This window comes from Pseudomonas sp. MWU349 (assembly GCF_017947325.1).
Lineage (GTDB): Bacteria > Pseudomonadota > Gammaproteobacteria > Pseudomonadales > Pseudomonadaceae > Aquipseudomonas > Aquipseudomonas protegens.
Genome location: NZ_JAFEVP010000005.1, coordinates 472,492 through 496,271 on the forward strand (window position 1 = coordinate 472,492; position 23,780 = coordinate 496,271).

Genomic DNA, 23,780 nt, shown 5'->3' on the forward strand with positions numbered 1-23,780 from the left:
AAAGGCTCGCGATCAGGCGAGCCTTTTTTATTGCATCAACCACGCTGCATTCAAGGCAGCGTGATCTTGTACTCGGCCAGCTTGGCCTGGTGCTGCGGCTCGACGTACTTCTGGTTCACCAGCTTGGCGAACTGGGCAAAGTCAGCGCGGGCGTCGTCGGTCTGGCCCAGTTTGTCGTAGGCCAGGCCGCGGTGGTAGAAGGCCCAGGCATAGTCGGGCTGCTTCAACAGGCCGGTGCTGTAGGCTTCCGCGGCCTCGCGATAGCGGCCCAGGTCGTACAGCGTCTGGCCCAGGTGGTAGTAGGTCGGCATGTTGAAACCAGTGCCCTTGCCCGCCTCGCCCAGGTTGTTGTCAAGGTTGGACTGCACCAGCTCCAGGGCCTTTTGCGGGTTGCCCGCTTCGCGATAAAGACGGCTCAGGTCCAGCACCGCCCGAGCATCGGACTTGGGGCCCAGCTCGATGGATTTTTCCTTGGCGGCGATGGCTTCCGGGTAACGCTTGAAGCTGGCGTAGGCATCGGATTTGAGCCAGTACACCAGGCTCTGCATGGGCTGGCTCAGCTGGTTCTTCTCAAGGCACAGGTCGGCCTCTTGCAGCACCACGTCGAATTTTTCGGCCTTGGAAGCCTGGCCCACCATGCGGCAATGGGCGTAGTTGATCTGGTCTTGGCTCTGCAGGCTGGCGCAGCCAGTCACAGCAAGGGCACACACAAGCAGGAGCGACCCGCGTACAGACAATGAAGGCATGTTTTTCAATCCAGCAGATGGGCATTGAGGTCAGGACGATACACCTGCAGCAACGGCGCGGTGACCGTGCCCTGCAAGCTGCAGAAGATCGTGGTGCGGCCGGCAATCGGTGCGTTGGTGGTACCGATGTCGATGCTCAGGATGCGTTCGACATAACCGAATGGCGTAGCCACGCCACCGCCCGCCAGGCCTTCGGTGCGCCACTGGTCGATGGGGTCGCCGACCCGGCGGATCTCCACCCGACTCATGGCGCTGCGGTCTGCCTTCAGGCGGCTGTTGTCCACCAGCAGCGGCTTGAGCGCCGCGGCCACGTCCTTGGGCTGGCCCTCGGCGACAAAGCCCCAGAACAGCAGGTTGCCCACCGACTTCAGCGACTGGGCTTCGTTGTAGTAGCCCACCAGGCGCACGCCATTGACCAGCAGCGGCTGTTCGAAGGCCTGGTAGCGCCCGCCTTCCTGCAAAGGGTTCATGACCTTGGGCGCGCTTACCGCACCGTACCGGGCCAGGCTCAAGGTGCCGGTCGGCAGTCGGGCGGTATTCAGGTTCTGGAAGAACTGCGCATCGCAGCGGGAGAAGTCGCTCAGCAACTGCTCGGGCGCAGTCGCTTGCTGGCCGTGGGCGATGCTGGCGACGCTCAGCAGGCACAGGCCGGATAGCAGGGTACGGAACATCGAAATCATCCGTGACAAGACAGGGGGGTGGACTGTAACAAGATTGATATGCGCCAACCACTCGCCGAAAAAGGCACCCGGGCAAGAACAGTCACCCGCCATCCCGGGCATGTGCGCAACCCGGATGCCCAGGCACAAAAAAGCCCCGAACCAGTCGGGGCTTTCGTGTTGCCCCCCCTGATATCAGGGGGGTGATCAGGCGTTCATCAGAACACGTTGATCGGGTAGTCGACGAACACACGCAGTTCGTTGCCGCCCACGTTGTACTCGGAAGACTTCTGCGAAACCCGCAGTACCGAGCTGCGTACTTTCACGCTCAGGTCTTTGGCCGGACCGCTCTGTACTACGTACTTGAGCTGGTTGAAGATTTCCCGCTCGCTGCCGCCGGTGGAGGTCGAGGTGGTGATGTTGTCACCACGCACGTAGGCGACGTTGTAGGTCAGGCCCGGTACGCCGAAGGCGCCGAAGTCCAGACCGTAGCCCAGCTGCCAGCTGCGCTCGTCTTCGGCGTTGAAGTCGGACCAGTAGGAGTTGGCCAGGTAGATGGTGTTGCCGCCATCGCCCACGCGGTTCTGACCACGCTGGTAGCCGCCGTAGGCATAGCCCAGGTTGCTGTCACCGGTGCTGCGCTGGTGCGCCAGGGTGAAGGAGTGCGGGCCCATGGCGTAGGTGGCTGCCAGGCTCCAGATCTTGTTGTCTTCGCCGCCGGCTTTAGCCTTCTCGGCGTAGGACTTGTCCAGCTCGGTACGGTAGCCGTTGAAGTCCAGGGTCAGGGACTGATCAGTGGCCAGCGGGAATACGTAGTTCAGGTTGATGTACTGCTTCTTCAGCACGTCTTCGACGTCGGAAGCGTACAGCGCGCCCTTGAACTGCTCGGTGAACTGGTAGCTACCGCCTAATACGTTGATCGACTTCAGGCCACCACTGTCACGGCCTTCGGCGCTCTTGCGCGATTCGGCGGTGAAGTGACCTGCGTTCAGCTCCAGGCCCTTGATCTCCTTGGAGGTGATCAGGGTACCGGTGTAGCTTTCCGGCAGCAGGCGCGAGTTGTCGTAGTTCAGCACCGGCAGGGCCGGCATCTGGTCACCGTAGGTCAGCACGGTGTTGGAGAAACGGAACTTGACTGCAGCACCGGCCTTGGCCAGGTCGTCTGCAGCGCTACCGCTGTCACCCTGCTTGAAGAAGTCGATGCCACCGGCACCGCTGCGGCCCTTGCCGCCATCCAGGCGCAGTGCGTACAGGCCGAAGGCGTCAACGCCCACGCCCACGGTGCCTTGGGTGAAGCCCGAGGAGAAGGTACCGATGAAACCCTGGCCCCATTCAGCCTTGTCCGGGTTGCCATCTTTGTAGTCACGGTTGATGTAGGCGTTGCGCAACAGCACTTTCAGGCTGCTGTCTTCAACAAAACCCTTGGCGTCGGCCTGGCCGTCGGCCATGGCCTGTGTTGCGCTCAAAATCCCCAGTGCAACCAAGCAGATCCGCTGTTTAAACATTTTATTTTCCTTATTACGGTTTGGTGACGCGCTGTGAGCTCCGCGGCTATGGCGATTGAACGCTCTTCTACCGTTGAAACAAAAAAGCCCGACCGCGGGTGAGCGCGGCGGGCCTTTTATTATTCTGAAATATGGCTCCTGGCCACAGGCGTTGGGGCGAATCCTATCTGCGCCCTTAACAACGTGTCAATTTCGTGAATCGTCTTTGAATAGCTGAAAATATTCTAAGAACTGCGGGCTAGAGCATTGCCAGCTGCACAGTGTGACTGTCCACGAATTGCTCGAAGTGAGTGACCTTGCCATCTTTAAGGGTCCACAAGTGAGCCACCCGTACATCGATCGGCTTGCCCGAGGCCTTGTAGACGCCCTGGTAATTGCCATAGGCGAACACCTTGTCGCCCTGGGCCACATAGTTCTCGACCTTGAAGGTGAAGTCCTGCCACTCCGAGCCCAGGCGCTTGAAGACATGCTCCAGCACCGCCTCGAACCCTACATAGGTGCCGGCATAGGGAAAGCCCGCCGCCTCGGTCCAGCGCGCATCGGGGGCCAGGGCCGCTGCGGTGTTGCGCGCATTTTCCTGGGAGTTGGCACCTTCGTAGGTGCTCTTGATCAACGCTAGGTTATCCATGGGTGACTCCACGCAGGTCAGGTGAATTCAGGGTGTGCAACCGTCCAGGCCACAGGCCTGGACCGCGCCATCGTGAGGGCGGCTATCGGCGCCCAGGGAGGTCTTCAGCCAGTCGGCGAAGGCCTCGGGTTTGCCCAGCCATGGGCTGATATCGAGCAACTGGTAACGACCATCGCGCTCCAGCACCAGGGTCGGGAAGCCTTGCCCGCCGACCTTGGCCAACAGGGCCCGGCTGGCCTTTATATGGTTGTCCAGTTCATGGGCCACCACCTGGTCGAAGGCCGCCTCGAAGGCGGCCGGGGCAAACCCCTGGGCCTGCGCCAGCTCCAGCAGCACCTGCCGGTCGGCGATCCTGCGCCCTTCCAGATAATGCGCTGTCTGCAACCGGCCCAGAAACTCCAGGCCCCGCCCTTCCAAAGCCTGGGCCGCCAGTACGGCGGCAATCGGCGGCGCCGAATCGAAGGTGGCCGTCTCATCGCGCAGCAGGCCCTCGAAATAGGCCTGGCCGAAAGGCTGCCCGGTGTACTCGGCAATCCGCCGGTCATGGGGCATGACGTAATCGCGCAGTTGCGGCGAGACCGGCTGGCGGTTGCGCCCGGTCATCATGCCGCCGGCATGGGCCACTACCGGCACCACCGCCTGGGCGGCCTGCACCAGCGGCTTGGCCCCGTAGCACCAGCCGCACAGGGGGTCATAAATATAGTGAAGGGTGGCCAAGGGCATATCCGGGCTCCAGCAAGGTCTTGAAAATTCGATGTCACGCAGACTAGGCCGCGCGCGCCAAGGGAAAAACCTCGAATTGGCTTTTAGTCTGTTGCAGTAACCGGTCGAATCCGTCTGTTTGGCCTCAGTATGCGAACCGATGCCCGAAAGATACATTCAGAAACAAATAGCCAATAGAACTTATTAGGGAATATTTAACATACGCTAATGACAAGCATTACCATTCGCGCCCTCGAATTTCCCCTTCTCGGATGCGTTTCCGATGCCTGCCCATTTCCGCCTCATGCCCCTGTCCCTGGGTCTTTGCACCCTGCTGGCCAGCGGTTTTGCCTGCGCTGCCAGCACTACCCTGCCGTTGACCTCCATCAGCGCCGAGGCCGAAGCCGACCCCGATGACCCACGGGTCAAGGAAGTCAGCACTGCAACCCGTACCTCGACCCCGGCGCGCTACGTGCCCCAGGCCATCGACACAATCAAGACCGCCAATGTGCTGGACTACGGCGTCAACGACCTGGGCAGCGCCCTGAGTGGCATTCCCAACGTCAGCAGCGGCTCGGACACGCGCTTCGACAGCCTGCGGATCCGCGGCTTCGATGCCAGTAACGACTTCTACCTGGACGGCATCCGCGACGACAGCCAATACGTGCGCGACCTGCACAACATCGAACGCATCGAAGTGCTCAAGGGCCCGGCGGCGGTGCTCTACGGCCGTGGCAGCCAGGGCGGGATCATCAACCGGGTGAGCAAGCTGCCGGAATTCGGCCGCCGCTCCAGCGTCGAAGTCCAGGGCGGCAGCCAGGACCTGCGCAGCCTGTATGCCGACCTCAGCGCCGACCCGACAGAGAACATCAGCCTGCGCCTGAACCTGGGCAACGAGGACCGGAACAGTTTCCGCAAAGGCGTCAGCGGCAACCGCCAATTGTTCGCCCCCTCCTTGAGCTGGCAACTGACCCCGGACCTGAACTGGCTGGTGCAGTACGAATACAGCCGCTACAACCGCACCCCGGACCGCGGCATCCCCGGGGTCAACGGACGCCCGGCGGACGTCAGCCGCGACACCACCTACGGCGATCACCGCGACTACATCGACGACAAGTCCCAGTCCCTGCGCTCCAAGCTGAGCTACGAGCTCAGCGAGAACTGGCAACTGCGCCACACCCTGGGGGTATTCAAGCTCGACAGCGACTTCGACAACACCTACCAGACCGGCTACAACGCCACGACCGGCAAGGTCCAACGCCAACGCTGGCAGCAGGACCTGAAGACCCGCAACGTCCATAACAACACCGAACTGGAGGGCCGTTTCGACACCTTCGGCCTGGAACATCGCCTGCTCACCGGCTTGGAGCTCGGCAGCCAGCGCCGCGACCCGATCCTCTACAACGCCGCCACTTCCGGGCCGGGCAGCCAGGCGGTACCCGCCGTCGACCTGTACAACCCCAACCCGTACCAGAGCCACACCGGCCGCATGCAGGTCTGGAGCAACAACCACACCGAGGTCGAAAGCCGGGCCCTCTATGTGCAGGACCAGTTGCGCCTGAACGATCAATGGCAATGGCTCGCCGGCCTGCGCTACGACAACTTCGATGTGCAGACCAGCAACCGCAGGAACGGGCTCTCCGAAAGCCGCGAGAGCCACAGCGTCAGCCCGCGCCTGGGGGTGGTCTGGACGCCGCTGGAGCACCACTCGTTCTATGCCTCGTGGAGCAAGTCGTTCTCACCGGTGGGCGGCGGCCTGATCGGCATCACCCCGAACGCCGCCGGGAACGGCAACGACCTGAGCCCTGAGCTCACCCGGCAGAAGGAAGTCGGGGTCAAGAGCGACTGGCTGGGCGAACGCCTGAGCACCACCCTGGCGGTGTATGAGCTGGAGCTCTACAACCGTCGCACCTCCGATCCGCAGGACCGCAGCATCACCCTACTCACCGGGCTGCAACGCTCCCGCGGCATCGAGCTGACGGGCACCGGCAAGATCGTCGGCAACTGGTACCTGCGCGGCGGCATCGGCCTGCAGGACGCCGTGGTGGTCAAGGACAACAACGGCTTCGAAGACAAGCGCGTGAACAACGTCGCCAAGCGCAATGGCAGCCTGTTCATCACCTGGAAACCGGAACTGGGCTGGTACGCCGAGACCGGCCTGACCCTGGTCGGCGACCGCTTCGCCGATAGCAGCAACACCGTGGCGCTGCCCGGTTATGGCCGCTGGGACGCCCTGGCCGGATACCGGCACAAGGACTGGGACGTACGCGCTGCGCTGAACAATATCGCCGACCGCGAGTACTACAGTTCCGCCACCAGCGCCTTCCAGATCCAGCCGGGCGACCCTCGCAGCCTGGTGGTCACCGGCAACTATCGCTTCTGAAGCCCGGATGCCCGGCCTCTGAATGCCAGGCAAAAAAAAGCGCTGCCATCCCGGCAGCGCTTCGTACCATCCCTTGTCTGTCTATCCTTTCACCACATCCCACAACGCCTGCAGTTCCGCCTCGCTGAGCAATCCAGCGGGGTAACGCTCAATGATGATCCGGCGCGGATCAGGTTCCCTGATCTGACGCGTTCCATTGGACTTCAACCATTGGGCCAGCACCTGCAGCGACTCGTTATTCATTGCCAAGGGATGGGACGCCCGCTCGCTGACCATGTTCATTCCAGCGCTCTCCTGGTATCTGAGCGGCCTAACTTATCCAAGCTTTATGACAGAACAACACTGTTCTCCATGTCTCAGAATCACACCAGGGGAGATACAAGAGCTATGCCAATGTGCCATTTGTGCCGATATGCGGCCATGAAAAAGCCCGCGGCCTGTCTAGGCTGCGGGCTGGCTGGTGAAGCTCAGGCCACGGGCCGGGCCGGCACCGGCAAACAACCGACATCGGCTGTTACAACGGCACTCAAATCCGCTGTGGCGCGGGCTGTTGCTGGGTAAGGCAGTGGATATTGCCGCCCCCCAGTAACAGTTCACGGCCCGGCACCATCACCACTTCGTGCTCGGGAAACAGCTGCTGCAGGATGGCCTTGGCCTGGGCGTCCATCGGATCGTCAAAGCTGGGCGCGATGATCCCGCCGTTGACGATCAGGAAGTTCACGTAGGAACCCGCCAGGCGCACCGAAGGGTTGCGCTCCTGGCTGCCCTCCACCGCGTCGACCCCGGCGCATTCCTCTTCAGTGGCGTACAAGGGGCCGGGAATCGGCATCTTGTGCACCTTGAAGGTGCGGCCCTTGGCGTCACGGGTGTTTTCCAGCACCTGCAGGGCAGCCTGGCAACGCGGGTAGTTCGGATCCTGGGGATCGTCGGTCCAGGCCAGCAGCACTTCGCCCGGGCGCACATAGCAGCAGAAGTTATCCACATGGCCGTCGGTTTCGTCGTTGTACAGGCCGTCCGGCAGCCAGACGATCTGCTCCACCGCTAGATGCTCGCGCAGTACCGCCTCGATCTCTTCGCGGGACAGGTGCGGATTGCGGTTGTGGTTGAGCAGGCATTCCTCGGTGGTGATCAGGGTGCCTTCGCCATCGACGTGGATCGAGCCACCTTCAAGCACGAAGCCCTCGGTGCGGTACTCCTGGCAACGTTCGATTTCCAGGACCTTGCTGGCGACCTGCTCGTCACGGTTCCAGGGCGAATACAGGCCGCCCTCGAAACCACCCCAGGCGTTGAAGCCCCAGTGCACGCCGCGCACTTCGCCACTGGCGTTGATGACGAAAGTCGGGCCGGTGTCGCGGACCCAGGCGTCGTCGCTGGACATTTCCACCACACGGATATTGGGCACGTCCAGGCGCGCCCGGGCGTTTTCATACTGGGCCGCGGACACCGCCACGGTCACCGGCTCAAAGCGCGCGATGGCCTTGGCCACCGCGGCATGGGCGGCCTGCGCCGGCTTGCCGCCCAGGCGCCAGTTGTCCGGGCGTTCGGGCCAGATCATCCAGGCCTGGGTCTGGGTCGCCCATTCGGCGGGCATGTAGAAACCGTCGGCGCGCGGCGTGCTGTGCAAAGTGCTCATAGTGTTCAGGACTCCAGGGAACCGTCGAGGGTTTTCAGCGCGCCATAGAGGTTCGGACGACGGTCACGGAAACTGCCCCAGGCGCTGCGGATGTGCTCGAGCTCGTCGAGGTCGAAGCTGTGCACAAGGATACCTTCTTCAGTTTGGTTGAGCTCCTGAACCTTCTCGCCGAACTGATTGGCAATGAAGGACGAGCCGTAGAAGGTGATGTCGTAGCCGTCCTGCTCTTCGTTGCCGATGCGGTTGCTGGCGATCAGCGGCATCAGGTTGGCCCCGGCATGCCCCTGCTGCACCCGCTGCCAGTGGTCGCGGGAGGAAATTGTCTGGTCGTGGGGCTCGCTGCCGATGGCGGTGGGGTAGAAGAGAATTTCCGCGCCTTGCAGCGCCATGCTGCGGGCACACTCGGGAAACCACTGGTCCCAGCAGATGCCTACGCCGATCTTGGCGTAACGGGTGTTCCATACCTTGAAGCCGGTATCACCCGGGTTGAAGTAGTACTTCTCGTGGTAGCCAGGGCCATCCGGGATGTGGCTTTTCCGATAAATCCCGAGGTTGCTGCCGTCGGCATCGATGATCGCGATGCTGTTGAAACGCGCGCGCCCGGCCAGCTCGTAGAAGCTGATGGGCAGCACCACTTGCAACTCCCGGGCGACTTTCTGGAAGTGCGCGATGGCCACGTTGCTGTCCACCGTGGTGGCCAGTTGCAGGTAATCCGGGTTGGGCTTCTGGCAGAAGTAGGGCGCCTCGAACAGTTCCTGGATCAGGATGATCTGCGCGCCCTTGGAGGCGGCTTCACGGACCAGTTTTTCGGCGGTTTCCAGATTGGCCTCAAGGTCCCAGGAACAGGCCATCTGGGTAGCGGCGACGGTAACGGTACGGCTCATGGATCAACTCCTGGGCAAGGCGAAGCGGTCGATGACAACGGACACAAGGCACCAGGCACGGCGAGGCCGGGCCTGGATACGGCCACTTTATATCCGATAAATATCGACTTTAAAAGCTGAAAAACCATTAACGACGATAAATCATCGACAAAAAGCCGATAACAATCGAATTATCAAGAAGCGCATTCGCCAGCAAGCCGGCTCCTGCGAAGCGTGCAGGAGCCGGCTTGCCGGCGAATGGCGGTCAATGCAAAGCAGAGCCCTGCGCCTAGAGCTCTTCGCTCAACACCTTGGCCAGCATGTCGACGAAGAAATCCACGCTCTGGCGAGTCGTGACCATCGGCGGCTTGATCTTGAGGATGTTCAGGTGATCGCCGGTAGGTTGCATGAAAATCCCCAGCTCGCGCAGGCGTTCGCACAGCAGGGTGGTTTCTTCGGTGGCCGGTTCCAGGGTGGCGTGATCGCGGATCAAGTCCAGCCCCAGGTAGAAACCGGAACCATGCACCGCTCCCACCAGCGGGTGGTTTTCCTTGAGCGCCTCCAGGCGCTGCCGGAAGTGTTCACCGACCACCTGGGCGTTTTCCCAGAGCTTCTCCTCCTGCATCACGTCCAGCACCGCAATGCCGATGCGGCAACTGACCGGGCTGCCGCCGGACGAGGAGAAGAAATAGCCTTCGGCCTCCAGCGCCTCGGCGATTTCCCGACGGGTGATCACCGCGCCCAGGGGCTGGCCGTTGCCCATGCCCTTGGCCATGGTGATGATATCCGGGATCACGCCCTGCTCCTCGAAGCCCCAGAAGAACTGGCCCATGCGCCCGTAGCCCACCTGGATCTCGTCGGCGATACACACCCCGCCCCGGGCCCGCACCCGCTCGTAGACCTGCTGCAGGTAGCCCGGCGGTAGCGAAATCCCCCCGGCGTTGCCATACACGGGTTCGCAGATGAAACCGGCCAGTTGGCGCTGCTGCTCATCCAGCTTGTGCAGTTGCTGGTCGACGCTGCGCAGGTAGTACGGGGTGCTGTCCTGGCCGCGGAACTCGCCGCGATAGGTGTTGGGCGCGGTCACCGGGTGCACCCACTCCGGGCGGCTGGTGAGGGCCTGGGGATTGTCGGCGATGGAGGTGGACACTGCGTCAGCCGCCACCGACCAGCCGTGGTAGGCCTCCAGCACACTGAGCATGTCGCGGCCGCCGCTGTAGGCCCAGGCCAGGCGGATCGCCAGGTCATTGGCCTCGGTGCCGCTGTTGACTAGGAACACCCGGTCCATGGAGTCCGGTGCCAGGGCCAGCAGGCGCTCGGAGAACTCGGCGATCGCCGCATAGTGGAACCGCGAGTTGGTGTTGAGCAGCGACCATTGCCGCGCCGCTTCAGCGGCCATGCGCGGGTGACCGTGGCCCAGCACCGCGACGTTGTTGAGCATGTCCAGGTAGGAACGCCCCTGCATGTCGATCAAGTGGTTGCGCCAGCCGCGCTCGATCCGCGGCGGATCGACGTAATAGTGCTTCTGCGAGCGAGCAAAGCTGGCGTCACGCCGCTCCAGCAGGGTCTGCGGGTCCAGCTCCGGCTCGGCATCGCAGGCCAGCCCCAGCAGCGCCGCCGGCGAGGGGCACAGGGCTTGCCAGGCCGGGGCTCGGGACGGTGTACAGAACAGCGGTGGATCCAGTTCGGCAGCGCGACACAGCTGCACCTTGAGCCGACCATCCGCCGCCACGGCGCCCAGCACCTGGCCCTTGACCAGCGCCGCTCCCGGATGCAACGAAGGCTCGACGCCCCACAGGTGCACACTCAGGGTCGGACCATCGAGGCGCAACAGGCCTTGCTCGCCACGGTGCAGGAGCCCGGCGAACGGCGCTTCCACAGCGGTGCCGGGCGGCACTTGCAGTTGTACATGCAAGGGGCAGGTCGAGGGTTCCTCGGCGCTATCGGGACGGGTCTGCGACAGGCGGTACTGTCCATAGCGGCTGGCTGCCAGGCCATGGGCAGCGCCGGCTTCGGCCAACAGACGATCGTCGATCCCCGGCTGCTCCCAATTGCCCGCCTCGAAGTGCGGGCTGAGCACACCCAGGTCGATCAGGGCGAATTCGCGCCCCACCAGGCTCGGCAAGAGCGGGGCAAACCCCTCACCGCCGATGGCAGGCAGCGCGTGCCCGACAGCGGTGAGAATCGCCGCCTCCATGAACTCGAACGACACCGAGTTGGCGACCCGGAAAATCTCCCACTCATGGCTCAGGTTGGCACGGCTGTAGGCATTGCCCGGGTCGATGCTGACCTGCTGTTCGCCACTGAGCACCAGCACCGCCGCCCGGGCCACGATCAGGGGCCAGAGCGCCAGCAGCTCCGCACGTTGCAATGGATTGACCTGATGGTAGGCCTGGATCGCCGGGAGAATGCGCAGCGGGTCGCCCTCGGCGTGGTGCAGCAGCGCCGCGCAGGTCACCGACAGGTCGGTGATGCGCCAGGTGCGGATCAGGTCGCCGAAATCGATCACCCCCTGCACCTGCCAATGCCGTGCTTCATCCCGCTGCCAGACCACGTTGTCATCGGTGATGTCCATGTGGATGGCCTGCACCGGCAGTTGCTCCAGCAGCGGATGCAGGCGTTGCTCGGCGCGTTGCGCGGCGCTGGCGATCACCGCTCGTTGCTGCGGGTCGGCAATGATCGGCAGCAGATGCCCGATCAATGCCTGGGCATGCCGGGCGTCCCATTGCAGGGTGCGTTCCAGGCCCGGATGATCGAAATCCGCCAGGGCCAGGTCCATCTGCCCGCACAACCGGCCCAGGCCCGCCACCAACTCGGCGCCCAGGTGCGGCAGGTGGGTCAGGGAGCGGCCTTCTATATAGTCCAGCAGGCGCACGTGCAGCGCCTGCCCGGCGATCTCCAGGGACAGCAGGTCCGCGCCGTTTGTCGCCGGGATGACCCTGGGCACTCGCAGCTCCGGGTGCTGTTGCAGATGCTTGAGGCCGGCGTGCTGCGCCTGCAACTCCAGGACCGAGTAGTCACCACGGCAGATCTTCAGGACAAACCGCCCCTGGGGGCTGTCGACGCGGTAGTTGAGGTCTTGCTGGCTGCCCAGCGAGTGCAGGGTGCCGTGCAGGCCGTAGTGGCTTTCCAGCAACTCCAGCGCTTGCTGCGCTAAGACTTGCGGGCTGGGCAGACTGGCACGGTGGATCAAGGTGGCGAGCAACATACAACGATCCCTGGAATTGTTATTGGGCGCTTATCTCGCCACTGCGCAAGTTAATGTGCAACCCCAAAACGTACAGGCAAGACAAGAGCCTTGCCTGCTGTAAACTTCGGCCCGTGAAATTTCCAACGGTTCGCAGAGCAATCAAGCGGTTGTTGCTATTGCACCCTAGGCGTCCTATCGACAAGCTATGCTGCATTCGTCGCAGCAAATGACCGTTTTCAAGGATACAGGCCCCAAATATGCGCATTCTCGTTACCGGCGGAGCCGGTTTTATCGGCTCGGCTCTTGTCCGCCACCTGATTCAGCACACGGAACACGAAGTGCTGAACCTGGACAAACTGACCTACGCAGGCAACCTGGAATCGCTGCACAGCGTCGCCAGCAATAGCCGCTATGAGTTCGTCAAGGCCGATATCGTCGACCAGGCTACCGTCAGCGCCGTGCTGTCGCGCTTCCAGCCCCAGGCGATCATGCACCTGGCTGCCGAGTCCCATGTCGACCGCTCCATCGACGGGCCGTCCGACTTCATCCAGACCAATATCGTCGGCACCTACAGCCTGCTGGAAGCGACCCGCGCCTACTGGCACACATTGCCCGAGGCGGAAAAAGCCGCGTTCCGTTTCCACCATATTTCCACCGATGAGGTCTATGGCGACCTGCATGGCGTCGATGACCTGTTCACCGAAACCACGCCCTATGCCCCCAGCTCGCCCTACTCCGCCAGCAAAGCCGCATCCGACCACCTGGTCCGCGCCTGGCAGCGTACCTATGGGCTGCCGGTGCTGATCACCAACTGCTCCAACAACTACGGCCCGTTCCACTTCCCCGAAAAGCTGATTCCGCTGGTGATCCTCAATGCCCTGGCAGGCAAGCCGCTGCCGGTGTACGGCAACGGCCTGCAGGTGCGCGACTGGCTGTATGTCGAGGATCACGCCCGGGCCCTGTTCAAGGTGATGACCGAAGGCGCGGTCGGCGAGACCTACAACATCGGCGGCCACAATGAGCAGAAAAACATCGACGTGGTACGCGGCATCTGCAGCCTGCTGGAAGAGCTGGCCCCGCAGAAACCCCAGGGCGTGGTTCACTACGCCGACCTCATCACCTTCGTCCAGGACCGTCCCGGCCACGACCTGCGCTACGCCATCGACGCTGGCAAGATCGAGCGCGAGCTGGGCTGGGTTCCGGAAGAAACCTTCACCAGTGGCCTGCGCAAGACCGTGCAGTGGTATCTGGAAAACCTCGAGTGGTGCCGCCGGGTACAGGACGGCAGCTACCAGGGCCAACGCCTGGGTTCCACCAACATCAAGGATCTGATTGCATGATCAAAGGCATTGTTCTGGCGGGCGGCTCCGGCACCCGTCTGCACCCCATCACCCTAGGCGTGTCCAAGCAGCTGTTGCCGATCTACGACAAGCCGATGATCTACTACCCGATCTCGGTACTGATGCTGGCCGGCATCCAGGACATCCTGATCATCTCCACCCCTCAGGACCTGCCGCAATACCGCAACCTGCTGGGTGACGGCAGCCAGTTCGGCGTACGTTTCAGCTACGCCGAACAGCCTTCGCCGGATGGCCTGGCCCAGGCCTTCCTGATTGGCGAGGAATTCATCGGCAATGACCCGGTGTGCCTGATCCTGGGCGACAACATCTTCCACGGCCAATACTTCGGCGAACAGCTGCGCGACGCCGCCAAGCGCACCAGCGGCGCCACGGTGTTCGGCTACTGGGTCAAGGACCCGGAGCGTTTCGGCGTCATCGACTTCGACAGCGAAGGCCGCGCCCTATCCATCGAAGAGAAACCCAAGAAGCCGAAGTCCAGCTACGCGGTCACCGGCCTGTATTTCTACGACAACGAGGTGGTGCAGATCGCCAGGGACGTCAAGCCTTCGCCACGGGGCGAACTGGAGATCACCGACGTCAACAACGCCTACCTCCAGCGAGGCGACCTGCACGTGGAGCGTTTCGGCCGGGGCTTCGCCTGGCTCGACACCGGCACCCACGATAGCCTGCTGGAGGCCTCGCAGTACGTGCAGACCATCGAGCATCGCCAAGGCCTGAAAGTCGCCTGCCTCGAAGAAATTGCCTACGAGAACCACTGGATCAGCCGCGAGCACCTGCTGGAGCGCGCCGCTTACTTCGGCAAGACCGGCTATGGTCAGTACCTGTTCACTCTGGCGGGGGAGACCCAATGAACATCATTCAGACAGAGCTCACCGGTGTACTGATTATCGAGCCCAAGGTCTTTGGCGACGAGCGTGGCTTCTTCTACGAGAGCTTCAATGCCAAGGCCTTTGAAGAGGCCACTGGCCTGAAGAAGAGCTTTGTGCAGGACAATCACTCGCGATCCGTCAAGAACGTCCTGCGTGGTCTGCACTACCAGATTGAGCACCCGCAGGGAAAACTGGTCCGGGTGATTGCCGGCGAAGTTCTGGACGTAGCCGTCGACATCCGGCGCAGCTCCCCGAACTTCGGCCGTTGGGCAAGTGTTCGCCTGTCGGCACAAAACAATCGCCAACTATGGATTCCCGAAGGGTTCGCCCATGGTTTCGTGGTACTCAGCGACTCTGCCGAGTTTCTCTACAAGACCACCGATTACTACACGCCTTCTGCTGAGCGTTGCATCAGTTGGGACGACCCGACCCTGGCGATCAACTGGCAGTTGCAGGGTATGCCAACGCTCTCGGCCAAGGACCAGAAAGGTAAAAGCCTTGAAGAGGCCGATCTGTTCCCATGAACGCTCCTCTGAAAATCCTTATCAGCGGCCAGCACGGCCAGGTCTCCCGGGAGCTGCAGCAGCGCCTCGGCGACCTGGGCGAGCTGGTGGTCCTGGGTCGTGAGCAACTGGACCTGAGCCACCCGGAACAGATCCGCCAGCAGGTGCGCGCCATTCGCCCGGACCTGATCATCAATGCCGCCGCCCACACCGCCGTCGACCAGGCCCAGAGCGAGCCGGACCTGGCTTTTGCGATCAACGCCACGGCCCCCGGGATCTTCGCCCAGGAAGCCTTCGAACTGGGTGTACCGCTGATCCACTACTCCACCGACTACGTGTTCGATGGCAGTAAGGAAACGCCCTATGTGGAGGACGACGAGCCCAACCCGCTGAGTGTCTACGGCCAGAGCAAGCTGGCTGGCGAACGGGCGATCCGGCTGGTCCAGGGCCAGCATTTGATCCTGCGCACCAGCTGGGTCTACTCCAGCCATGGCAAGAACTTCCTGCTGACCATGCAGCGTCTGCTGCAGGAAAAACCCGAGCTGCGGGTGGTGGCCGACCAGATCGGCGCGCCCACCTGGGCCGGCACCATCGCCACCAGCACCCGGGCGCTGATCGAGCGCTGGCGGGCCGGGCAGCCCGGCGCCTGGGGCACCTACCACCTCACCGCCCACGGCGAGACTTCCTGGTTCGGCTTTGCCCAGGCCATCGGCGAGCAGTTGCTGGCCATGGACAAACCCTGCGCCGTCCTTGAAGCCATCCCTTCCAGCGCCTACCCGACACCGGCGCCGCGGCCGTTGAACTCGCGTCTGGACTGCAGCCGCCTGGCACGGGAGTGGGGCGTGGTCCAGCCGGACTGGCACACCGCATTGCGCGAGTGTCTTGCCGAGCAGGGCTAGGCATAATGCGCCTGTATCCACAGGCGCCTTTTCCATGACCCCACCCCTTCCCCGTCGCCCTCGCTGGCGCAGCCTGGCCTTGCTGGCACTGTGCCTGGCGCCGTTGCTGTGGCCGCTGGAGCATCTGGCGGAGCGCTACTACCGCAACGAGCTGACCAGCCAGAACCGCCAGACCCTCGACCTGTACGTGGCCAACCTGCTGGGCACCCTGCACCGCTACGAAGTGCTGCCGCAGATCCTCGGCGACCTGCCGGCACTGCGCGCGGTGCTCGGCGCCCCGGATGATGGCGTGACCCAGGGCAACGCCAACCGCCTGCTGAAGAACATCAGCGCCCAGACCGGTGCCGAAGTGATGTACCTGATGGACACCAGCGGCAAGACCCTGGCGGCCTCCAACTGGGACAAGCACGACAGCTTCGTGGGTCGCAATTTCGCCTTCCGCCCCTATTTCAGCGAGGCCATGGCCGGGCGCCTGGGGCGCTTCTTCGGCCTGGGCACCACCTCGGCCAAACGCGGCTACTTCTTCGCCGCTGCGGTACGCGACGGCGAGCGGATTCTGGGCGTGCTGGTGGTCAAGGTCGACCTGGACCACACCGAAAGCCTGTGGGGCAAGACCCCGGAACAATTGCTGCTGACCGACCACAATGGCGTGGTGATCATCACTTCGCGCCCCGAATGGCGCTTTCGCGCGACCCGGCCGCTGAGCGAGGAGGAACGCCAGGCCATCGTCGCCATCCAGCCCTATCCGACTCGCGACCCAAGGCCGCTGAACCTCAACCCCAATGCCTGGCTGACCCAGACCCAGCAGATCGACGAAACCCGCTGGGCCGTGAGCATCCTCGCGCCGCGCACTCTGATCGACCGGCCGGTGCGCACGGTAGTGGCCGTGGGCGCCGCCGCGCTGCTGGTGCTGATGCTGTTGCTCGGCCTGATGATGCAGCGCCGCCGCCACTACCTGGAGCGGATCGCCTTCGAAGCCAAGGCGCGGCGCGAGCTGGAGATGCGTGTGGCCGAGCGCACCAGCGACCTGGAAAGCCTCAACCGGCGCCTGAAGCAGGAAGTGCTGGAGCGCGAGACCGCCCAGCAGGAACTGGTGCGGGCCCAGGACAACCTGGTCCAGGCCGGCAAGCTCTCGGCTCTGGGCACCATGTCGGCCAGCATCAGCCATGAGCTCAACCAGCCCCTGGCGGCGATCCGCAGCTATGCCGAGAACGCCGAAGTGCTGCTGGACCACCAGCGCACCGACGACGCCCGAGGCAACCTCAAACTGATCAGCGAACTGACCGGGCGCATGGCCTCGATCATCGCCCACCTGCGGGCCTTCGCCCGGCGCGATCACCACGCCCCGGAAAGCGTGGCCCTGCAACCGGCCCTGGACGACGCCCTGGCGCTGCTGGCCAAGCGCCGCCGGGCCATGGAAGTGGAACTGATCCGCGACCTGCCGGCCGCCACCCTGTGGGTCGAAGCCGGGGAAACCCGCCTGCGCCAGGTACTGGGCAACCTGCTGGCCAATGCCCTGGATGCCCTGACCGAAAAGGGCCCGCCGCGCAAACTCTGGCTGAGTGCCGAATCCACCGCCACCGGCGTCAACCTGTACATTCGCGACAACGGTCCGGGCTTCTGCATGGAAGCGCTGGGGCGCGCCGGAGAACCGTTCTACACCACCAAGACCCGTACTCAGGGCCTGGGCCTGGGGCTGGCCATCTGCGACACCCTGATGCGCGCCTTCGGCGGTGAACTGTCATTCGCCAACCACCGCGAAGGCGGGGCCCTGATCACCCTGCGCCTGCGGGCCGGGGCTCCCGGAGTCAGCCTGCAACCCTCCGAGGACCGCGGGGTATGAAGCAGAGCGGCAACCCGATATCAACCCTGTCCGGCCCGGCGCTCCCGGCCCCGACACGATCTGGAAAGTGAGCGATGAGCCATCCCGAGAGCCTCGATCCTCAGTTGCAAGTGGTGCTGATCGACGACGACCCCCATCTGCGCCAGGCCCTGAGCCAGACCCTGGACCTGGCGGGGCTCAAGGTGCTGTCCCTGGCCGAAGCCCAGGGGCTGGCGCCGCGCCTGGAGCGGGATTGGCCGGGGGTGGTGGTCAGCGACATCCGCATGCCCGGCATGGACGGCCTGGAGCTGCTCAACCAGTTGCATGCCCAGGACCCGGAACTGCCGGTGCTGCTGATCACCGGCCACGGCGACGTGCCCCTGGCCGTGCAGGCCATGCGGGCCGGCGCCTATGACTTTCTGGAAAAGCCCTTCGCCAGCGATGCCCTGCTGGACAGCGTGCGCCGCGCCCTGGACTGGCGGCGCCTGGTGCTGGACAACCGCAGCCTGCGCCTGGCCCTCAGCGACCGTCAGGAGCTCAGTGCGCGGCTGGTGGGCCAATCGCCGCCGATGCTGCGCCTGCGTCAGCAGATCGGCGCCCTGGCGGCGACCCGGGCCGACGTGCTGATCCTCGGCGAGACCGGCGCCGGCAAGGAAGTGGTGGCCCGCGCCCTGCACGATCTCTCCGGACGGCGCAACGGGCCGTTCGTGGCGATCAACGCCGGGGCCCTGGCGGAATCGGTGGTGGAAAGCGAGCTGTTCGGCCACGAGCCGGGGGCCTTCACCGGCGCGCAGAAACGCCGCATCGGCAAGTTCGAATTTGCCAACGGCGGCACCCTGTTCCTCGATGAGATCGAAAGCATGAGCCTGGATGTCCAGGTCAAGCTGCTGCGCCTGCTGCAGGAGCGGGTGGTGGAACGCCTGGGGGGCAATCAATTGATCCCGCTGGATATCCGCATCATCGCCGCCACCAAGGAAGACCTGCGCCAGGCCGCGGACCAGGGACGCTTTCGCGCTGACCTCTACTACCGCCTGAACGTCGCGCCGCTACGCATTCCGCCGCTACGCGAGCGTGGCGAAGACGTGCTGATGCTGTTCCAGCACTTCGCCGACGAAGCCAGCACCCGCCACGGCCTGCCGCCCCAGGAACTGCAACCCGGACACCGTGCCTTGCTGCTGCGCCACAGCTGGCCGGGCAACGTGCGCGAGCTGCAGAACGCCGCCGAACGCTTCGCCCTGGGCCTGGAACTGGCCCTGGACAACAACGAGCCGGGTACGCCCGCGGCTGCGGCCCCGAGCCTGATCGAAGGAGGCTTGAGCGAGCAGGTGGAGCACTTCGAAAAGACCCTGATCGCCGCTGAAATGGCCCAGCCCCACAGCTCCATGCGCAGCCTCGCCGAAGCCCTGGGGATTCCGCGCAAGACCCTGCACGACAAGCTGCGCAAGCACGGTTTGAACTTCGCCGACGGCGGCGCCAACCAGCCCGGCGACGAATCAGAATGAAGCCTTCCGTTATTCCCTTGACCCCTGAGGCCCCGGCATGAATCGCGACAGTCGATACCTGGAATCCATCCTCCACCACGACATCCCCCTGACACGGGACATGGGTCTGCAGGTGCTCGACTGGCAGGGGCAAGAGTTGCGCCTGCACTTGCCCCTGGAGGCCAACGTCAACCACAAGAGCACCATGTTCGGCGGCAGCCTGTACTGCGGTGCGGTGCTCGCCGGCTGGGGCTGGCTGCACTTGCGGCTCAAGGAACAGGGTATCGATGACGGGCACATCGTCATCCAGGAAGGCCAGATCAGCTACCCGCTGCCGGTGACCGGCGATGCCGTGGCGATCTGCGCTGCGCCGGATGACAAGATCTGGAACAAATTCCTCGCCATGTATCAGCGCTACGGCCGTGCCCGGCTGACCTTGCACACCCGGGTCGTCAATGCCGGCAGCGCAGAAGACGCCGTGCGTTTTACCGGCCAGTACGTCCTGCACCGCTGACCCGTTTGCGACCCGGCTCAAATCGGTAGGAGCTGGCTTGCCAGCGAAGAGGCCGGAAATGCTTGCCCAGGGCCCAAGGGCCCCTTCGCCGGCAAGCCGGCGCCTGCACAAGGGTGGCAGAGGCAAGTCGCCGCGAGGTGATCAGGAGCGGGCCAGTTCCAGCAACTTGGCGCGCCAGGGCGCCTTGGCCGGCAGGGCCAGGAAGAAGCCGTTGAGCAACGACTCCCGAGGTGGATAGCAGAACGGCGCACCGCTGAGATCCAGCACCTCGCCGCCCGCGCCTTCGAGCACGCCCTGGGCCGCCGCGGTGTCCCACTGCGAGGTGGGTGCCAGGCGCGGATAGCAGTGCGCCGCGCCTTCGGCCAGCAGGCAGAACTTCAGCGAACTGCCGATATTGGCCAGTTGCAACTCACCCACGGCGGCGCTCAAACCACTGAGCAGACGTTCCTGCTCCGGGCTCGAATGCCGGCGGCTGGCCACCACGGTAAACGCCTCGCCGGCCTCCGGTTGCTCACGCACCTGGATCGCCTGCGGTGCCTGCCCGCGATCCACGCGCCAGGCACCAAGGCCGGCACCGCCCAGGTAGCAGCGGCCACTGGTGGGCATCGACACCACGCCGAACACCACCCGCCCCTGCTCGATCAGGGCGATATTGACGGTGAATTCTTCACTGCCGGAAATGAATTCCTTGGTGCCGTCCAGCGGGTCCACCAGCCACCAGCGCTGCCAGCTGGCGCGGGTGGCCTGGGGAATACCCGCATCCTCTTCGGACAGCACCGGGATGCTCGGGTCCAGGGCCGTGAGGCCGGCCACGATCAGGTGATGGGCGGCCAGGTCGGCAGCGGTCACCGGCGACTCGTCGGCCTTGTGATTGACCGCCACATCGGCGCGCCAGAACGGCAGGATCGCTTCACCGGCACGCAGGGCCAGCTCGGCAACCGGCGCCAGCAAGGGGTGGGGAAAATTCATTGACGTCTCGCTCATGCTTGAAAGACCCCGCGCTGGCTCAGCAGGTCGCGGGTCAGGTACAGCGCAGCCAGGGCCCGGCCTTCGCTGAACTGAGGGTTCTGCGCCAGGCTCGCCAGTTCGCGCAGGTTGACCTTGTCGACCCGCATCGGCTCCGGCTCGTCGCCTTCCAGGCGCTCTTCATACAGATCGGTGGCCAGCACTACCTGGATCTTCTGGCTCATGTAGCCCGGGGACAGCGACAGCTCGGTCAGGTGCTCCAGTTGCCGCGCGCCAAACCCGGCCTCTTCCTTGAGCTCGCGCTCGGCTGCTGCCAGCACATCTTCCCCCGGCTCGATCAGGCCCTTGGGCAACGACAGCTCATAGGCGTCGGTGCCGCCGCAGTACTCCTCCACCAGCACTGCATGCTCGGCGTCGAGCATTGCCACGATCATCACCGCGCCATAGCCGGCGCCCTTGCCCACCAGGCGCTCATAGGTGCGTTCGACACCATTGGAAAACCGCAACTGCACCTCTTCGACACAGAACAGACGACTGGTGGCGACGATCTCGCGGGCGAGTACGGTGGGTTTCTGGCGCATAGCGGGCTCCTTGGCGATAGCGGGTTACTATACAGCCTGTTTTAAAGTGACTGGGTTGCAGATTGCCGGTGCGCAGCACCACGGCGGAACCTATTGTTTACTGCGTGTGACCGTCCTCTTCGAGGCGGCTCTTTTCTATCCGTTCTAGTGACCGGGCCTCCCTGCCCCACTGGCCTTGTCGACCCCGCCGGTCGGCTGTTTTCTTACCACTGGAGAAGTGTTCGATGGCCCTACTGCCCTGGCACCAGATCGATACCGTGCTGCTGGACATGGACGGCACCTTGCTGGACCTGCACTACGACAACCATTTCTGGATGGAACACCTGCCCCAGCGCTACGCCGAGCTGCACGGGGTCAGCCGGGCCATGGCCGAGCTGGAGCTGCAGCCCCTGTTCGAACGCAACGCCGGCCAGTTGCAGTGGTATTGCCTGGACTTCTGGAGCGCCGAACTGCAACTGCCGGTGCGCGAGTTGAAGCTGGAAACCGCGCACCTGATCGCCCTGCGTCCGGACGCCGACACCTTTCTTGCAGCCATCAAGCAAGCCGGCAAGCGGGTGATCCTGATCACCAACGCCCATCGCGACTCCCTGTCATTGAAGCTGGAACGGATCGAACTGGCGCCATACTTCGAACGCCTGATCAGTTCCCACGACTACGGTTTCCCCAAGGAAAGCCCAGAGTTCTGGGACGCCTTGCAGGCCGATATCCGGTTCGACCCGGCCCGCAGCCTGTTCATCGACGACACCCTGCCCATCCTGCGCAGTGCGCGGGCCTTTGGGGTGGCGCAGTTGCTGGCGGTGAGCCAGCCGGACAGCCGCAGAGGGCCGAAAGACACCGCGGAGTTCGCGGCGGTGGGGGATTACCGGGCGCTGATCGAAGGCTTGTGAAGCCCTTCGCGGGCAAGCTCGCTCCTACCGAACCCTGTGGGAGCAGACTTGCCCGCGAAGAGAACCGATCATTCAGGAATACGCAGCACCTGGCCCGGGTAGATCTTGTCCGGGTGGGACAGCAGCGGCTTGTTGGCCTCGAAGATCTTGTTGTACTTGTTGGCATCGCCGTACTGCACCTTGGCGATGGCGCTCAGGGTGTCGCCTTTCTTCACGGTGACGAATACCGCAGAAACCACCGCCGGACCGGTCACGGTGATCTGGTCCTCGACACTGCCGACGCCGGAAATGTTGCCCAGGGCCAGCAGGATCTTTTCCTTCTCTTCCTGGCTCGCCACTTCACCGCTGACAATCACCTTGTCACCTTCCACCGTGGCATGAACATTGGGATTGCCCAGGCCAACCTTTTCGATGTGCTCCTTGAGTTGCTCACTGGCATTGGCGTTACCCGGGGTCAACAGGTCGATCAGTTTCTCACCGGCTTCCTTCACAAAGCTGAAAATGCTCATGTCGCACACTCCTTGGTTGATAGATCCAGACGCGAAAGACTAGACCAGCCTGACCGGATGAGGTTCCCGGGCGACCAGTGACCCAAGGTCACAGGCCCGCGGTAGAATCCCGGCCTTTTGCCGCTGCGGAGCGAAGATGGACCTCAAGCAACTGAAATTCCTCATCGCCCTCGACGAAACCCGCCATTTCGGCCAAGCCGCCGCGCGCTGCCACATCACCCAGCCGACCCTGTCCATGCGCCTGCGCAGCCTGGAAGAAGAGCTCGACTTGCCGCTGGTCAAGCGCGGCCAGCGTTTCGAAGGCTTCACCGCCCCTGGCGAGCGGGTGCTGGCGTGGGCCCGCACCGTGCTCACCGCCCATGACGGGCTGCTGGCCGAGGCCGCCGCCTGCCGCGGCAACCTGGTGGGCACCCTGCGCGTAGGGGTGGTGCCGCTGTCGAGTTTCAATCCCCAGCCACTGCTGCAGCGCCTGCATGCCGAGCACCCGAACCTGCGCTTCGAACTCTCGTCCCTGAGCTCGGAACAGATCCTCGAACAATTGGCCAGCAATCGCCTGGACCTCGGGGTTTCCTACCTGGAGCGCCTGGACAGCGAGAATTTCGACTCCCTGCCCCTGGAACCAACCCACATGGGCCTGCTCTACGACCACCGGCACTTCAGCTTCGGCGAGCAGCCCCTGAGCTGGGAGGCGCTGATCGAGCTGCCCCTAGGCCTGCTCACCAGCGGCATGCACTTTCGCCAGTCCATCGACCACAACTTCCACATCCGCGGCCTACAACCGCAGCCAGTGCTGCAGACCGACGCCGTCCATCAGCTGGTGCAGATGGTCCATGGCGGCCTGTGCTGCGCCGTGATGCCTCTGGACAGCGGCCTGGAAACCCTCACTGAGCACCTGCGCCTGCAACCCATCGCCGATGCCCAGACCCTGGCCCGCCTGGGCCTGATCATGCGCCGCAGCGCGCCGCGCTCGGCCCTGGCGCAAGCCTGCTTCGCCCTCTACCAGCAATCCTTCGGCGATTCTTGATCGACGCCATCTATCAATAGATCAGTACTAGCAATTAGACGCGACAGATTGCCGC

Annotated in this window: 22 protein-coding genes; 10 read left to right on the plus strand and 12 right to left on the minus strand. The window is 63.8% G+C overall.

All coding sequences use genetic code 11. From position 1 onward, the window contains the following. Window positions 1-50: 50 nt before the first annotated feature. The 5 genes from KCG88_RS22200 to KCG88_RS22220 form a co-directional block, all read right to left on the minus strand. Complete coding sequence (locus KCG88_RS22200) at window positions 51-746, minus strand: tetratricopeptide repeat protein (protein ID WP_210713097.1); 696 nt, start codon at window positions 744-746, stop codon at window positions 51-53. 5 nt (window positions 747-751) lie between these two features. After that, the gene (locus KCG88_RS22205; protein WP_230493583.1) at window positions 752-1,417 is read right to left on the minus strand and encodes a hypothetical protein; all 666 of its coding nucleotides are present in this window, start codon (window positions 1,415-1,417) and stop codon (window positions 752-754) included. 206 nt (window positions 1,418-1,623) lie between these two features. Further along, window positions 1,624-2,910, minus strand: a complete 1,287-nt coding sequence (locus KCG88_RS22210; protein WP_047283509.1) for an OprD family porin — start codon at window positions 2,908-2,910, stop codon at window positions 1,624-1,626. A 238-nt stretch (window positions 2,911-3,148) separates the two neighbouring features. After that, window positions 3,149-3,538, minus strand: coding sequence for a nuclear transport factor 2 family protein (locus KCG88_RS22215; RefSeq protein WP_047283508.1), 390 nt, complete (start codon window positions 3,536-3,538; stop codon window positions 3,149-3,151). A gap of 27 nt (window positions 3,539-3,565) precedes the next feature. Then, the gene (locus KCG88_RS22220) at window positions 3,566-4,261 is read right to left on the minus strand and encodes a DsbA family protein (RefSeq protein ID WP_047335428.1); all 696 of its coding nucleotides are present in this window, start codon (window positions 4,259-4,261) and stop codon (window positions 3,566-3,568) included. Between the two features lie 262 nt (window positions 4,262-4,523). Here KCG88_RS22220 and KCG88_RS22225 point away from each other — a divergent pair, with 262 nt between their 5' ends. Beyond that, window positions 4,524-6,623: a TonB-dependent siderophore receptor gene (locus KCG88_RS22225; protein WP_210713098.1), complete on the plus strand. Its 2,100-nt coding sequence runs from the start codon at window positions 4,524-4,526 to the stop codon at window positions 6,621-6,623. 81 nt (window positions 6,624-6,704) lie between these two features. On the opposite strand, the gene KCG88_RS22230 is transcribed toward KCG88_RS22225, so the two are convergent. From KCG88_RS22230 to KCG88_RS22245, 4 genes are all read right to left on the minus strand, one after another. Continuing rightward, on the minus strand, window positions 6,705-6,905 hold the full coding sequence (locus KCG88_RS22230; RefSeq protein ID WP_011058687.1) for a hypothetical protein: 201 nt from the start codon (window positions 6,903-6,905) through the stop codon (window positions 6,705-6,707). Between the two features lie 244 nt (window positions 6,906-7,149). After that, the gene (aguA, locus tag KCG88_RS22235; protein WP_011058686.1) at window positions 7,150-8,256 is read right to left on the minus strand and encodes an agmatine deiminase; all 1,107 of its coding nucleotides are present in this window, start codon (window positions 8,254-8,256) and stop codon (window positions 7,150-7,152) included. Between the two features lie 5 nt (window positions 8,257-8,261). Beyond that, window positions 8,262-9,140, minus strand: a complete 879-nt coding sequence (aguB, locus tag KCG88_RS22240; protein WP_210713099.1) for an N-carbamoylputrescine amidase — start codon at window positions 9,138-9,140, stop codon at window positions 8,262-8,264. 268 nt (window positions 9,141-9,408) lie between these two features. Continuing rightward, on the minus strand, window positions 9,409-12,327 hold the full coding sequence (locus KCG88_RS22245; RefSeq protein ID WP_210713100.1) for an aminotransferase: 2,919 nt from the start codon (window positions 12,325-12,327) through the stop codon (window positions 9,409-9,411). A gap of 239 nt (window positions 12,328-12,566) precedes the next feature. On the opposite strand from KCG88_RS22245, the gene rfbB reads away from it, so the two are divergent. The 7 genes from rfbB (at window position 12,567) to KCG88_RS22280 (ending at window position 19,758) form a co-directional block, all read left to right on the plus strand. Beyond that, window positions 12,567-13,649, plus strand: coding sequence for a dTDP-glucose 4,6-dehydratase (gene rfbB, locus KCG88_RS22250; protein WP_047283503.1), 1,083 nt, complete (start codon window positions 12,567-12,569; stop codon window positions 13,647-13,649). Then, window positions 13,646-14,521 carry a glucose-1-phosphate thymidylyltransferase RfbA gene (gene rfbA / locus KCG88_RS22255; protein WP_210713101.1) on the plus strand — a complete coding sequence of 292 codons (876 nt, stop codon included), beginning with the start codon at window positions 13,646-13,648 and terminating at the stop codon, window positions 14,519-14,521. Before rfbB ends, rfbA begins: the two co-directional genes overlap by 4 nt. Further along, window positions 14,518-15,063, plus strand: a complete 546-nt coding sequence (rfbC, locus tag KCG88_RS22260) for a dTDP-4-dehydrorhamnose 3,5-epimerase (protein WP_210713102.1) — start codon at window positions 14,518-14,520, stop codon at window positions 15,061-15,063. Before rfbA ends, rfbC begins: the two co-directional genes overlap by 4 nt. Further along, entirely contained in the window at window positions 15,060-15,941 is an 882-nt protein-coding gene (gene rfbD, locus KCG88_RS22265) for a dTDP-4-dehydrorhamnose reductase (RefSeq protein ID WP_047283500.1), read from the plus strand. Before rfbC ends, rfbD begins: the two co-directional genes overlap by 4 nt. A 34-nt stretch (window positions 15,942-15,975) precedes the next feature. Further along, window positions 15,976-17,784, plus strand: a complete 1,809-nt coding sequence (locus KCG88_RS22270) for an ATP-binding protein (RefSeq protein WP_210713103.1) — start codon at window positions 15,976-15,978, stop codon at window positions 17,782-17,784. 74 nt (window positions 17,785-17,858) lie between these two features. Continuing rightward, the gene (locus KCG88_RS22275; protein WP_047283498.1) at window positions 17,859-19,265 is read left to right on the plus strand and encodes a sigma-54 dependent transcriptional regulator; all 1,407 of its coding nucleotides are present in this window, start codon (window positions 17,859-17,861) and stop codon (window positions 19,263-19,265) included. A gap of 37 nt (window positions 19,266-19,302) precedes the next feature. Continuing rightward, window positions 19,303-19,758: a thioesterase domain-containing protein gene (locus tag KCG88_RS22280; protein ID WP_210713104.1), complete on the plus strand. Its 456-nt coding sequence runs from the start codon at window positions 19,303-19,305 to the stop codon at window positions 19,756-19,758. 141 nt (window positions 19,759-19,899) lie between these two features. Here the strand turns inward: KCG88_RS22280 and cysQ are convergent, their stop codons facing one another. Together cysQ and nudE are read right to left on the minus strand one after the other, a co-directional pair. Then, entirely contained in the window at window positions 19,900-20,727 is an 828-nt protein-coding gene (gene cysQ / locus KCG88_RS22285) for a 3'(2'),5'-bisphosphate nucleotidase CysQ (protein WP_047283497.1), read from the minus strand. 11 nt (window positions 20,728-20,738) lie between these two features. After that, on the minus strand, window positions 20,739-21,305 hold the full coding sequence (nudE, locus tag KCG88_RS22290) for an ADP compounds hydrolase NudE (protein ID WP_011058675.1): 567 nt from the start codon (window positions 21,303-21,305) through the stop codon (window positions 20,739-20,741). Window positions 21,306-21,529: 224 nt separating this feature from the next. Here nudE and yrfG point away from each other — a divergent pair, with 224 nt between their 5' ends. Continuing rightward, window positions 21,530-22,192 (plus strand): GMP/IMP nucleotidase, encoded by a 663-nt coding sequence (yrfG, locus tag KCG88_RS22295; protein ID WP_047283496.1) that lies wholly within the window; start codon window positions 21,530-21,532, stop codon window positions 22,190-22,192. A 68-nt stretch (window positions 22,193-22,260) separates the two neighbouring features. Here yrfG and lysM read toward each other — a convergent pair whose 3' ends face one another. Continuing rightward, a complete protein-coding gene (gene lysM, locus KCG88_RS22300; RefSeq protein WP_011058673.1) occupies window positions 22,261-22,701 on the minus strand; it encodes a peptidoglycan-binding protein LysM in 441 nt (146 codons plus the stop codon). A gap of 136 nt (window positions 22,702-22,837) precedes the next feature. On the opposite strand from lysM, the gene KCG88_RS22305 reads away from it, so the two are divergent. After that, entirely contained in the window at window positions 22,838-23,725 is an 888-nt protein-coding gene (locus tag KCG88_RS22305) for a LysR family transcriptional regulator (protein ID WP_011058672.1), read from the plus strand. The last annotated feature ends 55 nt before the right edge of the window (window positions 23,726-23,780 follow it).

Excerpts from the sequence above, each read along its gene's own strand:
- KCG88_RS22200 (WP_210713097.1), bottom strand. The coding sequence starts at position 746 with ATGCCTTCATTGTCTGTACGCGGGTCGCTCCTGCTTGTGTGTGCCCTT.
- KCG88_RS22205 (WP_230493583.1), bottom strand. The coding sequence starts at position 1,417 with ATGTTCCGTACCCTGCTATCCGGCCTGTGCCTGCTGAGCGTCGCCAGC.
- KCG88_RS22210 (WP_047283509.1), bottom strand. The coding sequence starts at position 2,910 with ATGTTTAAACAGCGGATCTGCTTGGTTGCACTGGGGATTTTGAGCGCA.
- KCG88_RS22215 (WP_047283508.1), bottom strand. The coding sequence starts at position 3,538 with ATGGATAACCTAGCGTTGATCAAGAGCACCTACGAAGGTGCCAACTCC.
- KCG88_RS22220 (WP_047335428.1), bottom strand. The coding sequence starts at position 4,261 with ATGCCCTTGGCCACCCTTCACTATATTTATGACCCCCTGTGCGGCTGG.
- KCG88_RS22225 (WP_210713098.1), top strand. The coding sequence starts at position 4,524 with ATGCCTGCCCATTTCCGCCTCATGCCCCTGTCCCTGGGTCTTTGCACC.
- KCG88_RS22230 (WP_011058687.1), bottom strand. The coding sequence starts at position 6,905 with ATGAACATGGTCAGCGAGCGGGCGTCCCATCCCTTGGCAATGAATAAC.
- aguA (WP_011058686.1), bottom strand. The coding sequence starts at position 8,256 with ATGAGCACTTTGCACAGCACGCCGCGCGCCGACGGTTTCTACATGCCC.
- aguB (WP_210713099.1), bottom strand. The coding sequence starts at position 9,140 with ATGAGCCGTACCGTTACCGTCGCCGCTACCCAGATGGCCTGTTCCTGG.
- KCG88_RS22245 (WP_210713100.1), bottom strand. The coding sequence starts at position 12,327 with ATGTTGCTCGCCACCTTGATCCACCGTGCCAGTCTGCCCAGCCCGCAA.
- rfbB (WP_047283503.1), top strand. The coding sequence starts at position 12,567 with ATGCGCATTCTCGTTACCGGCGGAGCCGGTTTTATCGGCTCGGCTCTT.
- rfbA (WP_210713101.1), top strand. The coding sequence starts at position 13,646 with ATGATCAAAGGCATTGTTCTGGCGGGCGGCTCCGGCACCCGTCTGCAC.
- rfbC (WP_210713102.1), top strand. The coding sequence starts at position 14,518 with ATGAACATCATTCAGACAGAGCTCACCGGTGTACTGATTATCGAGCCC.
- rfbD (WP_047283500.1), top strand. The coding sequence starts at position 15,060 with ATGAACGCTCCTCTGAAAATCCTTATCAGCGGCCAGCACGGCCAGGTC.
- KCG88_RS22270 (WP_210713103.1), top strand. The coding sequence starts at position 15,976 with ATGACCCCACCCCTTCCCCGTCGCCCTCGCTGGCGCAGCCTGGCCTTG.
- KCG88_RS22275 (WP_047283498.1), top strand. The coding sequence starts at position 17,859 with ATGAGCCATCCCGAGAGCCTCGATCCTCAGTTGCAAGTGGTGCTGATC.
- KCG88_RS22280 (WP_210713104.1), top strand. The coding sequence starts at position 19,303 with ATGAATCGCGACAGTCGATACCTGGAATCCATCCTCCACCACGACATC.
- cysQ (WP_047283497.1), bottom strand. The coding sequence starts at position 20,727 with ATGAATTTTCCCCACCCCTTGCTGGCGCCGGTTGCCGAGCTGGCCCTG.
- nudE (WP_011058675.1), bottom strand. The coding sequence starts at position 21,305 with ATGCGCCAGAAACCCACCGTACTCGCCCGCGAGATCGTCGCCACCAGT.
- yrfG (WP_047283496.1), top strand. The coding sequence starts at position 21,530 with ATGGCCCTACTGCCCTGGCACCAGATCGATACCGTGCTGCTGGACATG.
- lysM (WP_011058673.1), bottom strand. The coding sequence starts at position 22,701 with ATGAGCATTTTCAGCTTTGTGAAGGAAGCCGGTGAGAAACTGATCGAC.
- KCG88_RS22305 (WP_011058672.1), top strand. The coding sequence starts at position 22,838 with ATGGACCTCAAGCAACTGAAATTCCTCATCGCCCTCGACGAAACCCGC.